The organism is Vibrio sp. 1159, assembly GCF_033340395.1.
Lineage (GTDB): Bacteria > Pseudomonadota > Gammaproteobacteria > Enterobacterales > Vibrionaceae > Vibrio > Vibrio alginolyticus.
This window is the reverse complement of record NZ_JAWOWL010000047.1, coordinates 23,271-39,229: the sequence shown is the minus strand read 5'-3', so window position 1 is coordinate 39,229 and position 15,959 is coordinate 23,271. Positions and strand designations below refer to the sequence as shown.

At 45.4% G+C, this 15,959-nt stretch carries 15 protein-coding genes and 1 pseudogene; 6 read left to right on the top strand and 10 right to left on the bottom strand.

Annotated features, from left to right (window positions below):
• Nucleotides 1-68: 68 nt before the first annotated feature.
• Nucleotides 69-791 (bottom strand): annotated as a pseudogene (locus R7127_RS23960) (IS4 family transposase); the annotation flags it as partial.
• A 129-nt stretch (nucleotides 792-920) separates the two neighbouring features.
• Between R7127_RS23960 and R7127_RS23955 the strand changes: the two are divergent.
• From R7127_RS23955 to R7127_RS23940, 4 genes are all read left to right on the top strand, one after another.
• Nucleotides 921-1,589, top strand: coding sequence for a hypothetical protein (locus tag R7127_RS23955; protein ID WP_225467840.1), 669 nt, complete (start codon nucleotides 921-923; stop codon nucleotides 1,587-1,589).
• Between the two features lie 126 nt (nucleotides 1,590-1,715).
• Nucleotides 1,716-2,660 (top strand): thioredoxin family protein, encoded by a 945-nt coding sequence (locus tag R7127_RS23950; RefSeq protein WP_225467839.1) that lies wholly within the window; start codon nucleotides 1,716-1,718, stop codon nucleotides 2,658-2,660.
• A 2-nt stretch (nucleotides 2,661-2,662) separates the two neighbouring features.
• Entirely contained in the window at nucleotides 2,663-4,051 is a 1,389-nt protein-coding gene (locus R7127_RS23945; protein WP_225467838.1) for a conjugal transfer protein TraH, read from the top strand.
• A 3-nt stretch (nucleotides 4,052-4,054) separates the two neighbouring features.
• The gene (locus R7127_RS23940; RefSeq protein ID WP_318148597.1) at nucleotides 4,055-7,624 is read left to right on the top strand and encodes a conjugal transfer protein TraG N-terminal domain-containing protein; all 3,570 of its coding nucleotides are present in this window, start codon (nucleotides 4,055-4,057) and stop codon (nucleotides 7,622-7,624) included.
• Nucleotides 7,625-7,656: 32 nt separating this feature from the next.
• Here the strand turns inward: R7127_RS23940 and eexR are convergent, their stop codons facing one another.
• The 7 genes from eexR to R7127_RS23905 are packed head-to-tail and all read right to left on the bottom strand — an operon-like array spanning nucleotide 7,657 to nucleotide 11,332.
• Nucleotides 7,657-8,088 (bottom strand): entry exclusion protein EexR, encoded by a 432-nt coding sequence (gene eexR, locus R7127_RS23935; protein WP_318148596.1) that lies wholly within the window; start codon nucleotides 8,086-8,088, stop codon nucleotides 7,657-7,659.
• 57 nt (nucleotides 8,089-8,145) lie between these two features.
• Entirely contained in the window at nucleotides 8,146-8,679 is a 534-nt protein-coding gene (locus R7127_RS23930) for a FlhC family transcriptional regulator (protein WP_000566753.1), read from the bottom strand.
• A complete protein-coding gene (locus R7127_RS23925; RefSeq protein ID WP_000210563.1) occupies nucleotides 8,676-8,975 on the bottom strand; it encodes a flagellar transcriptional regulator FlhD in 300 nt (99 codons plus the stop codon). Before R7127_RS23925 ends, R7127_RS23930 begins: the two co-directional genes overlap by 4 nt.
• Nucleotides 8,972-9,520 carry a lytic transglycosylase domain-containing protein gene (locus tag R7127_RS23920; protein WP_318148595.1) on the bottom strand — a complete coding sequence of 183 codons (549 nt, stop codon included), beginning with the start codon at nucleotides 9,518-9,520 and terminating at the stop codon, nucleotides 8,972-8,974. Before R7127_RS23920 ends, R7127_RS23925 begins: the two co-directional genes overlap by 4 nt.
• Nucleotides 9,507-10,169, bottom strand: a complete 663-nt coding sequence (locus tag R7127_RS23915; protein WP_001158521.1) for a DUF6475 domain-containing protein — start codon at nucleotides 10,167-10,169, stop codon at nucleotides 9,507-9,509. Before R7127_RS23915 ends, R7127_RS23920 begins: the two co-directional genes overlap by 14 nt.
• Entirely contained in the window at nucleotides 10,156-11,025 is an 870-nt protein-coding gene (locus R7127_RS23910) for a hypothetical protein (protein ID WP_001205851.1), read from the bottom strand. Before R7127_RS23910 ends, R7127_RS23915 begins: the two co-directional genes overlap by 14 nt.
• Nucleotides 11,026-11,080: 55 nt before the next feature.
• Complete coding sequence (locus tag R7127_RS23905; RefSeq protein WP_000451746.1) at nucleotides 11,081-11,332, bottom strand: helix-turn-helix domain-containing protein; 252 nt, start codon at nucleotides 11,330-11,332, stop codon at nucleotides 11,081-11,083.
• Nucleotides 11,333-11,449: 117 nt separating this feature from the next.
• Between R7127_RS23905 and R7127_RS23900 the strand changes: the two genes are divergently transcribed.
• Together R7127_RS23900 and R7127_RS23895 are read left to right on the top strand one after the other, a co-directional pair.
• The gene (locus R7127_RS23900; protein WP_318148594.1) at nucleotides 11,450-12,097 is read left to right on the top strand and encodes a LexA family transcriptional regulator; all 648 of its coding nucleotides are present in this window, start codon (nucleotides 11,450-11,452) and stop codon (nucleotides 12,095-12,097) included.
• Between the two features lie 248 nt (nucleotides 12,098-12,345).
• Nucleotides 12,346-14,049 carry a site-specific integrase gene (locus R7127_RS23895; RefSeq protein WP_262584458.1) on the top strand — a complete coding sequence of 568 codons (1,704 nt, stop codon included), beginning with the start codon at nucleotides 12,346-12,348 and terminating at the stop codon, nucleotides 14,047-14,049.
• Nucleotides 14,050-14,176: 127 nt separating this feature from the next.
• Here the strand turns inward: R7127_RS23895 and R7127_RS23890 are convergent, their stop codons facing one another.
• Both R7127_RS23890 and R7127_RS23885 read right to left on the bottom strand, forming a co-directional pair.
• The gene (locus R7127_RS23890) at nucleotides 14,177-15,058 is read right to left on the bottom strand and encodes a hypothetical protein (protein ID WP_246867621.1); all 882 of its coding nucleotides are present in this window, start codon (nucleotides 15,056-15,058) and stop codon (nucleotides 14,177-14,179) included.
• A 227-nt stretch (nucleotides 15,059-15,285) separates the two neighbouring features.
• Nucleotides 15,286-15,846, bottom strand: coding sequence for a recombinase family protein (locus R7127_RS23885; RefSeq protein ID WP_025789109.1), 561 nt, complete (start codon nucleotides 15,844-15,846; stop codon nucleotides 15,286-15,288).
• Nucleotides 15,847-15,959: the final 113 nt, after the last annotated feature.

Below are 15,959 nucleotides of genomic sequence, written 5' to 3'. Positions count from 1 at the left end.
TCACTCAAGCCGAATATGGGATCAAGTTAACCTGGTCACACAACTTTGCTGTCAAGGCCTTGCGGGTGAATAGTTACCCTAAATTTAGATTTAATTGGAGTGAGCCAATGCGTATTTTCACCACTACCTTGCCAGCTTAAAAATAACTCTGCTGACATAAAACCTCGGTCGAAAAGCGTCAGTGAGTTTTCGGGAGCGGAACCAACCAGTTGCTGTGCATAGGAGATTTCACTCTCAGTCACCGGTCCAAAGGCTGCATCCGATAGCAGGTGTGTCTTGGTCGACATGAGGGTTACGGCAAGGACCGAGGGGAATGAGGCCGACTTTTGCGCATAGCCGAACGCTTGATTGCTCTCTGTATCGTGCGTTTTAAAGTAAGTACCGTCGACACTGAGTAACTTTAGCCCACACATTTGGTCGAACTCACACTGTTGCTCCCACTGAGCAGCGGTGAGTTTGAACAGATAACGCATAGGCTCAAAGCCAAGATTCTCTTTTCCTTTAATAATACTGCTTGTCGCTAGAGGTGGAAGCTCGCCTTTGGCGTCAGGGAAAGCCAGTTCGAGCCTATCGCATACAGTTTGAATCGAGCGATTTCTCAATAGTCCGATACCTAGCACTAACCAGACAGCTTGCTCGGCAGGGAATCTTCGTTTACGCACAGACGCTTTACCGGTTTGTTTAACCGCTTCTTCAACCCAATCTAAGGGAATGTGTTTCGCAAAGGCATTGATATGGTGTTCTTGACAGAACTCCGCAGTAACGTGTAATTCTTTAGAAAACTCGGACATAAAAAAATCGGTCTCAACATAGTTGAGACCGATTATGATGCCTTGGGAGGATCGTTCAATTACTTAAAACGATCAGCATTAACCCATGCAGAGGAGCTTTTGTACAGTGATTTGCTATGGATAAATGCAGTGTTAGGCGACACTTTTATTATCGAAGGAAAAAAAGACCAAGTTAAACGCAAACTTTACGTTCAATCAAGTTCAATACCGGTGGAAGTCACAATACCTGAATCAAAACTAACTTTTAATGTTGGCAAACCAGGGGACGCTTTAAAGATCAAGGGCGAGCTTGATAAAGAAAACCGATTCCAAGTCTATTCCATTGAGAATCGAACCTCAAATGAAGACTGGGATATTTTCGAAGAGCAAATAGGGATTGTAGACCATGTAAATACAAACAAGCGACCAATTCATTTTATGATTAGCCGAACAATTGATGGAGTTATTAATTTTTCAGATCTGCCAGAAGAGTTCAAAGAAGGTGATGCCATTTCATTGCGTTTGGCCAAGTTCACAAGCAGGCAAGGAACCCGTTACAGGGTGCTCACATCTTCTAGAACAACAAAACCTATTCCAAGCAGTATCTTGAAGCCTTTTAGCGATGATGTTCGAGAAGAAAATGGTATGGGGTTTACCGATGACGGAATTTTCATTCCACCGCCTCTAATAAGAGAAAATAGCATTAATGATGGTGACTTTGTCACCGGCTATGCAGTTCTAAATTACAATAAGAAAAGGTCAGAATGGGGTTGGAAGGCAATTAGCATACTCGAAGCGAAAAGTAACGCTGATGATTAGGTGAAGTAAGTACCTAATAAATAATTGAGTTAGTCAGAAACACTCACAATTCCTTCATCTATCTGGCCAATCGCTCTTATGGGGATCTTTAGCATGTTAGCTCTATGAAATTTGCTGGAGCTGACAATGAGAACCCCCTTGTTACCTTGGTTTATCCTATGGGTGACCATCCCAATCATTATTTTCTTTCTATTCATCTTGCCCGCTCATGCTAGTGATGGGCAATTCTATCAGCGTGGTCAGGAAGGCTGGTTTTGGTATCAGGTCATTCCTGAGCCAGCGGAGTCTGAAGAGCAAATAAAGCCGGAATCTGGAGTCATGGAGCCCACTAAGGACGAGCTAAAACCCTTCAGTGCTGCCTGGTTCCGAGAGCACATGCAGTCGTTCATGGACAAGGCAATTGATGAGCCGACTAATGAGAACGTCAGAGCCTATCTGTATCTCCAGCGAGTCATGATGGATAAGGGCTCACAGTTTGCTGATGTTAGTCAGCAGGTGGTCATGGGCGATCCTGTTTTGGATGAAATCAGTCGCAGACCCTTGGCGACCTATGCTGCCAATCGGATGGATCGAGAAGCTGGCGCTCAACGTGATTTAGCTTTAGGTGAAGTAGCAAAACGGGCTGGCTTGTTCTTCTTCTATCGTTCGGATTGCCCTTATTGCCATGCTCAAGCGCCTATCATCGAATCTATGGCGTTGAACTATGGGTTCGAGGTGTTTGCTATTGCTGTCGATGGCTTGCCTTTACCCGGTGGAGAGTTTCCCAATTACAAGGTCGATTCAGGACAAGCACAATCATTGTCCGTTACGACTGTCCCTGCCGTGTTCTTAGTAGACCCGCCTAATGTTATTACTCCAATTGGCCAAGGTGCAATGAGCCTTGATGAGCTCAATAATCGAATCATTCTCGCAGCCCATCAAGCCGGTTGGATTGACGATCAAACTTACTATGCCACCAGACCTGTTCAGCCCGGCGTGTCACTCGCGATGTCAGCCCAAGAGCTTAACGAGAAGATATTACAGGACCCTGAGTTCCTTGTTCGCTATCTGCGTGCACAAGGAGGGTTATAACGATGAAAAAAGTATTCCAAGTATCGCTAATCGCCTGTGCGATTGGTTTTTCTTCTATAAGCCAAGCAAGCTTGCAACAGGAGATGAACCAGTTATTTGGTTCAATGACCAACACCACTGCGCCTGGTGTATTCGAGAGTCAGCGGCGTGGCGTTATAGCTGGAGGAAGCGTTGTTGTTCGTAACAGGATCATGAACGAGAACCTCGTCTCTATGGTGCCACCGTCATTCCAAGCCGGTTGTGGCGGCATTGATATGTTCGCTGGAAGTTTGTCATTTGTTAATGCAGATCAGTTTGTTCAATTACTTCGTTCTGTTGCTGCAAACGCCAAGGGATACGCATTCCAATTGGCGCTCAGTGCTATGTGTGAGAAATGCTCCCAGCACATGGAGACACTGCAAAAGAAAATCCAGCAGTTGAACGAGTATTTTGGCAATTCCTGTCAAATGGCTCAGGGAGTCGTGAACGATACACTGGCCGCTTTTGGTAAGAAGGGGCAAACAGAAGCCAGCATGTTGAGCTCACTTAAAGGGGCTGGAGACATTTTTACCAGTTGGAGTGAGTCCAACGGTAAGAACCCTTATGAGAATGCTTCAAGTGTCGCGGCATCTGATGTGAATAAAACGATTAAAGGTAACTTGGTCTGGCGAGCACTGAAACGTCATTCTGCATCAAGCTGGTTTGCATCGGGGGATGACCGTTTTCTTGAAGCGGTTATGTCGGTGACGGGTTCGATCATCGTTGGTGATTTGGCTAATGCGGCTGATGGTCAAGGTAAAGCCCCAAAACTGACCAGACTGAATGGCAATAAAGTGACTATTGAGCATCTAATTCATGGCGGCAACGTCGCTATGTACCGATGTGACACAGTGACGCAAGACGGTTGTCTGAACCCAACAATCACTAACGTGACTCTTACCGGGTTATCAACTCAGGTAGAAAATTTACTTCTTGGTACAGGTTCTAGTAACGGCATTATTTTTAAGTTTGCTCGAAATACAGGGGCTGCTAACACCACCGAAAAGGCTTTTATGACCTCGGCTCCTGCGAGCATTGGCGGTATGATTCGAACACTTTCTGCATTAAATGAAGGGGCCGCTAGGTCGTTTGCTTCAAGAGCGGCACCATTTATTGCTGTTGAGATGGCCCGAGCATTGGTTGAAGACATGCTCAATGCAGCTAGAAGTACCTCCGGTGTGGAAGATCATGCCTATGCGAAGTTGTTAACCGAAGACCTTGAACGTGCACGTCGCCAAATCAATGAGGAGTACGCTGCGTTGCAGCGAAGATACGGCTCAGAGCAAGAATTGCTGGCGCATTTTAACCAGGTGATTCAGACCATTCGCAAACAGCGTTATTACACCGTTAAATCTACGGCGCTGGGGGAATAGGTCATGTGGGAAATCTATTCCATCGGGGATTCGGCTTTTTTAGAGCAGGTCTTGAACGCTGTCGCGATGATCACTGGTACAGGCGACTTTACTTCAATGGTTCGCATTGGCTTGCTCATTGGGGTATTGATGGTCTCTGTTCAGGCCTTAATGCAAGGTGGTCGTGGGATTAACTTTCAACACGTTTTAGTCTCATGGCTAGTCTTTGCAACCATGTTTGGGCCCAGTACCCGAGTGAGCATTGAGGATGCGTACACGGGACAAGTTCGAGTGGTTGATAATGTGCCCATCGGTGTTGCTGCCGCAGGCAGTACGATTTCGACTGTTGGCTTTCAAATCACGCGATTGTTTGAAACGGCGTTCTCAACTCCCGCCATGACGGAATACGGCTTTGCATCCAGTTTACAGTCACTGATTAAAGTGAGAAAACAGGTGATGGATCGCTCGGGGTTGGGTGATGCAAATCGTGTCGCCGGTTCTGACATTGAACAATCATGGTTTAACTACATCAAAGAGTGCACCTTGATTGGTATCGACATTGGCCAAAAGAACCTCGATCAGGTGCTGAGTGATCCTAACCCGATGACTGCGATTAGGTTTGATTCGCGTATTTATGGCACACGCATCATGCTCAGTGGTGGCAGTAGCGATCTGGACTGCACCGATGCCTACAGCCAACTGAAACTCATGACAGAATCAACCTTCATTCCAAGGCTTAAACAGGTTCTGTCGGCCTCATTGGGGACTTCGTCAGCAACGGACACTGATGACGTGATCCGAAATGCACTGAATAACCTTGGTTTGGCTTCGGTTAACACCCAAGAGTACATGACCGCGTCGGTGCTTTTGCCTATTTATGAGCAAAGCGTGACGGGCAAATATATGGATGATCAAGCTTTCACCGCAGCCGTCATGGTTAACCAAGCGATTGAGCAGCGCAATACGCAATGGGCGGCGGAGCAGACCCTGTTCCAAAGTATCGTTCGTCCGATGATGACGTTTTTTGAGGGTTTCATTTACGCCATCACCCCATTGATGGCCTTTGTGATAGCCCTTGGCCAAATCGGGATGCGAATGGCCGGGAAGTACTTGTTAATCCTGCTTTGGATTCAACTTTGGATGCCTGTCATGGCCATCATTAACCTGTATATTCATTTAACCGTTGCAGGGAAAATGTCGGCTCTTGATGCCTTTGCAGGTACAGAAGTGCCATCTTTTGCTGGGATGATGCAGATGGATTCAGTGCTGCAAACCTGGATAGCTACTGGCGGCATGTTGGCGTCGAGTGTTCCGGCAATTTCGCTCATGCTCGTGTATGGCTCAGCAATAACTGCAACCCACTTGGCTGGACGTCTTCAAAACGGTGATGCCATTGATGAAAAGATGGCAAGTCCAGATGTCGCGAAAAATGCCCCGGTAATGCAATCACAGTCAATGTTCCAAAATTCTGCCCTTACGGGTTCTGCGATGACCGGCGCGTCAAACCTACTAAGCAGTTTCTCTGTCGGAAATGCAGTGGGTTCAATGGTCGGCTCTGCAAAAGAATCCATGACTCAGGCAACTCAAGCCTTTAGCCGTCAGGTTGGCAATACCATGAGCCGAACCTTTGGTGATAAGCTAAGTTACGACAACCTGTCTTCGGTTGGACGTCAGATCGGTTCTTCTAATTCCGCATCTAGCGCCGTTGTTAATCAGGTCACTGATGACCTGCAAACTCGGTATGGTTTTGGAGACGATAAAAAAGATGCTGTACGTGGCTTGGTATCTGGCGTGTTATCGGGAGGCTTAAGGGTTGGTGGCGATGGAACCATTACAAATACCGATGATAAAGAAGTAGCAGATAAAGGGTTCTTGGGAAGATTACTTGGTACAGGGGGGAATGACTCCCCACAGGGCAACTTGCCTGGAGTCGATAAGCCCGAATCCTCAAGAGTGCCAAAAATATCACGGTTACGAGCAGGCTTGGATTTAGGTGGTAACTTTAGTGGCCAAGTTGAGTCATCAGAGGGCAGTTCTCGGTCAACGACCGCAAATACGCTCACTGGGGAGATGCAAAGCTTGGCATCAAGTGATTCACGACGTGCTGAGTATCGCGATGGAATGGTTAAGGACCTTTCAGATTCAAGACGTTCTGGCGTTGAGATGTCCTTGTCTAACCAAGACTATCAGTCTCTTCAGAGTTCAGCACAAGACGTTGTCACGGCATCAAACCGCTTTAGTGAGCTTGATCAGGCCAGCTACAGTCTATCAGGACAAAGGAACACGGATGGTGCGACGTTAACTCGATTAGCAGCGGATAATCCTGAAGTCATGGATTATTTAGGTCGCTATATAAACCAGCATGTCGAAGCAGGTAACCGATTACGTGAAAACCTTCCAATGTATCAGCGCTTGCTACCTGATGATAATCAAGCGTATGTGGCCGCAGCTATGGAGTCTTTAACCTATAGCAACTCATCGACGCCCGCTGAACGAGACAATGATTATCAAGCAGCAATGACTGTTATGGCCATGGCTACCGGAGCCGATTTACGAACAATTCAACCGCGCTCTAATGAAGGCTTGTCATCAGCTGCACCTACTTTTGGTGGCACTCAAAGCCAAGTGGAATCGGGTGTATTGGGCGGCTACGAGGATGCTGCAACTGTTCAAACTCAGTTCAACGCAGCTCAATCAGCTTACCAAACTAATTTGTCTGGTGTTGATGGACAACTAAATGCGCATCAACAACAAGCCCAACAGGCCGTAGTTTCTGACACAAGTACCTATCAATCTGGACTAAACAGTGAAGCTGGCTCTCAGTGGCGATCTCGCATTATGGCTGATGATAGCGGAGTTTCTGGTGCTGAAATGTTCTTCAACAGCGCCAGTGCTATTGGTGATTTCAGTGGCAAGCATACTGATGCAGCACTGCATACCTTGAATTACTTTGGCGAAGACTATGAGAGTTACAAAGAACAAGCGCTTGAAGAGCCTAGCTCACGAGGTTTCTTGCACAATGCAACGGTGGCCAGTAAATCAACCTGGGATGGCTTAAAAGCAGCCGTTGACGCCGGAACCTCTTTGGAAAACCCATTGACGGCGTTTAATGATGCATACAGTGGATCGAGTTCGCAGTATGCCTCCGAAGTAAACTGGGGTACTAAGTCTGAAGCCATGTTGGCTGGGGCATTCGGTGCGGCAGTTAACAATCGATATGGTGAGTTCTTAGAACAGTATGCCGATGATTTTAAACAGGAAGCATACAGCGAAGGGCAGAGAATGGGATTGACCCCGATTCAAAGTCAAGTGTTCGCTCAAGCTTTCAATGAAGGTTTGGCGGGGCGCGTTTTCAACTCTGAAGATTCATCGAGTTGGTCGCCTGAAATACTTGGTCTAAGGGAGCAAATGCTAAATGAGTATCGTCAAAAAGATGAGAGCGGTGCTTACATCCCCGACAGTGTGTCCGAAGAAGATAAAGCATTTGTGGATAAGCAGATTGCAGTGATCTCAAATGCATCCCTTGCTGGAGATTATGCTCAGAACAACTTGATCGATATTAGGGCCTATAACCAGGCTTCAGGAAGGAACTAAAAACAGAAGGTAGCCAGCTTGTGATGGGCTGGCTATTTTTTTGGCCTTTTGGGGAGGATAGATGAGCGACCGTCTGCAAATTCGTTTACCCAGTACCAATATTTTTTTTCGCTCAGGCTTAGTTCTCGACCGGTATCTTTCAGTTGTCTTTGAAATAAATGGATTAGTCCGCTTAAGCCTAAGAAAGCTAAACCGACACATAAAATTGCCCAACTCGCTTGCCAATATGCGATTGCTAAACACATAGTGGTAATGGTTATAAGGCCGATAGGACTAGCAGTTGCTTTGAATCCCAAGTAGCTGAAAAAAACGATGGTGCAAATCAGAAATGGCAAAGCCGCTAACTTGGCAGATGCCGTAAATATTTCTGATGGAAAAAAATGAGCCGCTGCCAAAGTCGCCAGAAAAAGCCCCATTGATATAAACCAGCAGCGTGCTGGTAAAGATTTAAGTAAGTTTGTCATCTTCTTAGTACTCTCAAAGTGCACAGACGGTGCACAATCAAATCATGCATCAGCATGTTAGTTCTCAAAAAGTGCTCTAGTGGTTTGCTCGGCCATAATCTCACACACAGGGCATTTAAGCTGAATGCGCTGTTGTGATACCGTCAAATACAGACTGCCGCATCGACACCGGTGTAAGGATGCAAGCTGTGATCTTAAATCACGAGCTAGAACCCAACCTTCATTGATGGTCAGTTTTTTCCAGGGGATCTCAGCTGGAAGATCTGCTTCTTCTCTTGCAACCAAATACGCATCGTAAGCCTTCATCAAAGCATCGATATTTAATTGCTTGTAGACATTATCACCACCAATATTGACATAAAGCGCCATAAGCAGGGAGCCTTCAACTAAGGCTCTTCTGCTTTTAACGATGGCATCAGATTCTGGCAATTGACCAGGACAAGGTGACTTGCCAGTCACTTCTTTGTGCAGCCTTCTGATAATGTGGATTGGCAAACCTGTGTCGAGCGCGATAATGGTTGTTCGAAATCCGTATTTAATAAGTAGCGAGGCTCGGGTAAACAGCTCACTTTTGGACAGGTTATCAATCATGCATCCCCCTTGTTGTTTAGGGTTGATAATAAATAAGCGATTCTTGGGATACCTGTGCCTTTGCTCTTCACCATCTCAATCAGTTGGCTTTGATTACCCCTCGGTTGAAACAGCATGAATGATGAGGTCGCCACTCGTTGCAGGTCGTCAACACCGGCATTAATCAGTGCATCCACCACGTCGCGTGTAAGTCCAAAGCGCAAGACGGCCTCTTGCGGATCAATTCGCGCTAATTCTCGTGCTGCGTGTAGGTACGCCAAATTTAATTGATAGAAGTCTTGTTGATTGGTTGTCATTGACGGACCTCCAGTTCATGTAAAATATTGCGATAAATAGAAAGCACTCTTTGCCCATACCAGCGTGCACGCTCTTCATTCCAACTGTGATAGCGGCCTATGCCAAGCTCTAAATCATTTGGTGAAGACTTGATTGCTTCGGCCAGAATACTTGAGCCGACCGTAAGGTTGGTGATGGGGTCTAGCAGTTCCGCTGCTGAGCTCACCCGATGCCCATGCCAATGCAAATTGATTTGCATAAGGCCAATATCGAGCTGATATTTTGCAGTCTCTTGCAGTGCCTGGTTTAACAGTTGCTCTGCTTCTGTCTTAGATTTGGCGTAGGTTGCGTTTGAACCATTGCGAATTGCGTATGGCCATGGACTGGTCATGTTGAGACCACGATGTGAGGCCGACTCAGCCAAGGCAACGGCGTAGAGCATGACTGGATCAATACCAACGCTTTGTGCTGCTTTTTCCCACTGATAGCCCGGAAACGCATAGACTGAAGTGCTTGCGGACATGGCTATCACTAGGGCAATGGTTTTTGCTTTAATCGTTTTCATTTTTGTCCTCTAATTGATTTCCGAGAAGCGCCTGAATGGCTTTCGGGCTTATTCTTTTCAAAGGCACTGCGCTAAAATTGGCGATGCCTCTCGTGTAAACTTGTGCCGCTTTTGACCAGTCACCCACGGCAACAGGCGCTTGCATATCAAATCCTTTTTGCTGGTTCTGATGGTCTGCAATACCCTGTAATAGCCTTGGGTATTCACCCACTTCATCCCGCAGCAAGTAAGCCTGGTAGCGTGTTAAAAACTCTTTTTGCTTAAAGGGGTATTCCCTGTCATCAACTTTGCAGAGTTCAACCCAACCCCCCATGTCTGAAATAACGCGGTGAATAAGCGCATCGTCAAACATCACGGATGTCCAAGCGCCAACCTGACGAACAGCCTTGTCAACTTTGTTCCAAGCAACCATGGCTCTTGAACCCGAGTTGCCATCGATATGCTTGATGACGTCAGCGGGCTTTGGAAAAAATTGCCCAGTATCCGGTGATTGAATATGCCGAGTCAGACCGATTCGCACTTCTTCAATGCTATAAGCACGAAGGGCTTCAAATGCGATGGATAGCAATTGTGGTGATACGCTTTTGCCATACATGGCCCAAGCTGCTCCCCAAACTTCAGCAAACTCGCGTTTATCAACCTCCTGCACTTGAACGAACCTCCCGAATACCTGGTCCGGCCCAGCTTTCAGCAATGCGGCGATTGCTTTCTTCAATATTCAATTGGTGATTGCTGCCCTTTAGGCTCGTCGATGATTGCTGTACTTCATCAATGCGAACGTACTCGTCTTCCCATTGCCGGTTTAAAAGCCAGTTATGTGGCATAGGGGTCTTAGTCCGATCTTGATACTGCAATCGGTTGTCTCGTTGCTCTTTCCAGCGTGTTAGGACTTCCAAGGCGAGTTCATGATCTTCATTGAGGCCCATGCGCAGCCATTCTTCTTTGGCTTTCGCTTTTTTTTCTTTGCGTATTTGTACATCCCAGAAGTCTTCGAACTGTATCTGGTTAACAGTTTTAACTGTTGGCTTATTGCTTCTCTCAGAGTCATCCGACCGTTGAGAGTCCCTTACCGGGTTGCCATCAGGCATAAACAATGATGAAAATTCTTCTGGTAGCCGAGCTTGAAAAGCGGCAAGAGATTTCAAAAGCGATGCCATACCAACGAAGTCGGCAGGTACATCTTTAAGCAACCGAAAGGCTGCTTTACCTTGGTTTGGGTTTTCGATTGGGTTGTGCTTCAGAAAGCTCCGAATCAAAGTCCAACCGGATTCCTCGCAACGAATGAGGAACTGATCTTGTTCTAACTCATTTAGAGCCTTGGCAACCTGTTGCTCATCCCAGTTCAAGTCAGAAGCAACGTAACCAATCGGCAATCGAAAGCAGCCAAGCAAATTACAATGTGGGCATGTTAGCAAATACAGTCCTAGCAACTTCGCTGAGTCACTCCAGGACAAAACGTTTTGCTTTAGCCAAAAGCGGGTATAGACCTTGCCATAATCACGCATGGAGGAACTCGCTTTTGTGTTTACGTAAAATACTGACCATTATTTGCCCTTAATCCTACTGGTTACTGGCTTTCAGCTCGCTTGGGCATTCGGGATAGATGTCCGGTCTTAACTGGGATCGGGTTACCTGTCCTTGCGTAGCTTGTTCGATGGGTAAAACGAATTCAGCGGGAACACGCCCTGATTTATTCAACCAAAACCAGACGTTTTGCTGTTTTGAGTTGATGGCTCGTGCTAATGCTGATTGCCCGCCGACCAAGTCAATGGCACGGCGGAGATGTTTTTGTGTTGTGTTGAACACTTCCATACCGTCTCCTGTTACAATAATAACTGTTACAAGATTGAATGTTACAGTTTAAACTGTAGATAAGTCAACAGTTAAAATTGTTGAAAGGCTACAGTTTTATTTGTAGAATACGGGCTTATGAAAACTTTATCCGAACGACTAAACCATGCCTTGCAGCTTACTGGGGTGACTCAGTCTGAGTTGGCTCGTCGCATTGGTATCAAACAGCAGTCGATCAGCCAGATTTGCTCTGGTAAATCGGCTAGGTCTCGTTACACCATGCAGATCGCGGAGGCGCTTCGCGTGAATGCTCATTGGCTCGCCACAGGTGATGGCGAGATTGGTTTGGGGGTCGGTAATGTAGAAGTCGGGCCTGATATTAAGGGAAGAATTCCTCTCATTAACTGGGTTCAGGCCGGTGATTGGACTGAAATAGCGGAAGGATTAGCTCATGAAGATGCTGAAGAGTGGCGTGAAGTCACTGGGAAAGCACATGAGGGCTGTTTCGCACTTCGTGTAAAAGGCGACAGCATGGAAAATCCAAACGGTAAAAAATCGATACCTGAAGGGGCAGTCATTATTGTTGATCCTGAGTTACCTTATTCATCAGGCTCTTTGGTTGTTGCGCGTCTGGATGATTCTATAGAAGCAACCTTTAAGCAGTTGGTCATTGATGGTGACAAGAAGTATCTAAAGCCTTTAAACCCTCAATATCCCGCAATGCCGATAAATGGGAACTGTACTATAGTAGGTGTTGTTAAACAGGCAATTATCGATTTTTGTTAAAGAATGAAATTTTTAGTGTGTTGGTTGTAACCTTCTGATTTGTTTGTCTTTTTTTTGGTGTAGGTTGAAGTGTAGGTGTTCGCTTTGATTCTTGGAGTTATTTTCAATGAAATCAATGTGTTATATTGCAAGGTGTAATTCCTCACTCACCGCCACATTCTATAAGCCCTTGTAGTGTAAGAACTTCTTATAATACAGGGGTTTGGTGTTTTAATGTAAGCTGCCTACTGGTACAAAGAGTAGGTACAATGTCGAACATCATGGCAAGTCCTTATAAGCATCCTCAAACTGGTGTTTACTACTTTAGAATGGCTGTCCCAAAAAAGCTGGTTCCTATAATCGGTAAGACAGTCTTCAAGAAATCTCTTCAAACGAAAAACCTTTCTGAAGCAAAGCAGCGATTTCCTCAGCATCTTGATGATGCGCTCAAGCAAATCGACTTCGCTAATTTAAAGCTATCTAATTCATCTGATATTGAGCTTAATGTCCGTGATTGCGCGATCATTGCCGAGCGTTGGTATCTGCGTGTCAAAGATGAGGTTGATGGTAATGGTAACTATGATTGCTATCTTCGATATGAATGGTATGGCGTTGAGGGCGATAAGCGTCTCCACGTATTCGGCTTATCTGACACATTTGAGTTTAGTGGTCTAGATGCGTCAAAAGCTACTGAAGAGGAATATCAAGAGCTTTTGGAAGGCTTGAAAGATTTCATTGAAGAACAGCTAAACATAGAAGGTTTAGTTGTATGTGAGACAAGCGCTTCATATAGACGTTTGGTTTACGCTTTTTACGATTACGCCCGTCGAGTTGAGTCTCTCTGTTTGGCTCGTCACAAGCGAGACTTTGGGTATGAGCCAGTGACCACTCCAATCGCTAGTGAGTCCCTTTCAGTGTCTAAGCCTGATAAGATACCGTCTAGGGCTTTGAAATCATCTCAGAACTCCATTTCGAGCCTATTGAAGCGTTACCTTGAGTCTGCATCTATTAATGGCAAAGCTTCTCAATCCTTGGCAGAGGTTGAGTCTCAGATAGAGCGTCTTATAGAGATAATAGGGGATCTAGATGTTGCTGATGTAACGAGAGGTCATATCTCAAAATACAAAGATACCCTGTTACAATTGCCTAAGTCTAAAGCTAAAGAGATTAGAAACAAATCAGTACCTGAGCAGCTTGAGCTTGTTAAAACAAAAGGGCTTGAGACAATATCTCCTTCAACCGTTAAGACTATTCTCAGAAAGACTTCTCCTGTATTTGGCTATGCTGTTGAGCTTGGTCTGATAGACGTCAACCCGTACAAAGGCGTAACACTTCCTAAAGTACAGAATAAGTCTGCGGTAGCGGAAGCTAAAGGTTTTACTCCTAGTGAGATCAATCAGTTATTTAAGCTAGATATATTCACTGATGTCACTGCTAGTAAGCCTTATGGCATGGCTTGTTATTGGGTGCCTCTTCTATGCAGGTATACGGGTTCTCGGATTGAAGAAATGGTTCAACTCAGAAGTTCAGATATACAACGATCAGACGAAGATATTCACTTTATTTATGTTCGTGAGGGTGAAGAGCAGAACGTAAAAAACGTTAAGTCTGTTCGACAAGTACCGATTCATGAGCACCTCATTGATTTAGGCTTTTTGGATTATGTGGCGTCCTGTGGAGAGTTTCTATTCCCTGAGCACAAGCCAAACAAACACGGTAAAAGGTCTGGTGCTATTGGTAAGTGGTGGAGTAAACAGGTCAAGACGGTAGGCATAACCAAGCAGCCATCACACTCGTTTAGGCACTCTTTGAGAACAGTTTTGCGTGGTCTAGGAGTGGTTGATTCTGTTAGTGATGCTATCACTGGTCACGCTCCGGCTAATATCGGTGCAGCATACGGTACGGTTGATATGAAGGCTAAGAAGAAAGCAATAGACTGTTTGCCTAGGTTGGCTGTCCCACGTCTTTGGTAGCTTTTAGTTAATGTATTTACACTGTTGTGTACACCTAAAGTCTCCCCACTGTTCACACGTGTACACTTTGGTCTTAAATAGCCCGTAGGCCTTGTGGTATAAGGCTTACGAGCTCGCAATGTTATTTCTAAAAGTCGTAGTTTTCGGTTACGTTAGGGGCTTTATTTCCACTATTTTTATCTTGAATACTCCCTTCGATAGTCCCAGCTTGTTCCAGCCACTTACTCCGTTGAGATATCGAGATACCTAATTGAGATCCCCTAGTGACCTTTCTTAAACCTTCCCTGAAGATATCCTCTCCAAAGAACTCAATGAGGCGGCTGATGCTATTTGAGACGTCTTTAATTTGCTTTTGCTCCCACTGCTCATCATCTTTGTCAGATATATTATCTTTGCCCTTAAAAGCATCTGAGAGGCGTCTAATCTTCGGAAACCCCTTAGAGTCCCAGCAGCTTTGGGGTAGGTAATAACGTGACTCCAAGCCAAACTGGAGGCCTTCAACAAAGCTCTCTAAGTCGTTCATCTCGATGTCAGTCCCTAATGCTTCTTTACAAGCTTTTAAGCCGTTAGCAATGTGTGCAGCCTGACCACGACTACATCCAACAAGCTCACATACTTGAGAGACGCTTAGGTCAAACTCTCGGTTAACAATTAGCTTGCGAAACTGAGCTTGCATTACTTCATCTTTAGTAACTCCAACCCCATGCGCTTGATTGACATCTTGGGCTGCTGAGAATGCCTCAGCGTAAGTACGGTTTTCTATGATCAACGAGTTAATCATCAATTCAGCATCGGGGTTTTCTTCAAGGTACTTCAAACAAGCTCCAGTGCGGTGGAAACCATCCACTACGTAATACTTATCATCAACCACAAAAACAGTGATAGGCTGCCTTATAGGCTGTCCATTACGAAGGTCTTCAAGAATCTCCTTGCTTTGACTCTCTTGCTTAATCTCTTGCGCTGAACGTACTCGTTTGTCTTTTATGAGTTCAACGTCACGGGCTTGCATCGCGGGATCGAGTATGAGAGTTCGAGGGTCTAAATACGCAAATCTGCCATGAATTGATTCATAGTGTGTTATGTACCTGTAGGTCTATGACTGATTATTAATGTTTCTCTTTTTGGTTTGATTGGAACCCTAGGAGGGGGGGAGGGTTCGGGGTAATGCGAATCCATCACGATTGCACTGCCCAGCTATTTTTACACAATATGTGCGCTTGGTTTTTTGATTTTTACTTACTTGAGGTTTGTTGATAGAGCTCTTTGTACTGTTGAAAGAGAGACTCCTACTTGAGCTGCTATTTTCCTTAAAGACATTCCTTGTGAACGTAGCTCAGCGATACGCTGGTGGTTAGTTGTGTTAGTTGGTCTACCTTTATATTTCCCTGCTGCTTTAGCTTTCTCAATGCCTTCCTGACGTCTTTCCTGAATCATTGCTAACTCGAATTGAGCTACAGCTCCTAGCATGTTCAGCATGAGCTCAGACATATGATCGCTTCCACCAGCATTAAAGCTTAGGTTTTCCTTGTGGAATCTCACGCTAACACCTTGGTTAGTCCAGTCGTTTATTAGCTGCTTTAAATCAACCAAATTACGCGCTAGGCGGTCGATGCTATGAACGTGGATTGTATCTCCTTCTCGAACGTAGTCTTTAAGAGCTTCTAATGCTGGTCGTTTAGTTGAGCCACCACTGCATTTATCTGTAAAGCTCTTATCAAAGGTGATACCAGAATCTGTAAGTTGACGGTCTGTATTTTGGTTTGTGGTCGAAACACGTAGATAAGCTATGTGTGCCATTAGGTGTACCCGTTTAACTCTAAGATGTTAGAAATTTTATTGTGGTCACAATTCAAATTCAACCCTATTGGGTACTGTTTGATCAAGGTTTGACCGTAGTCGTTTGGGTATAC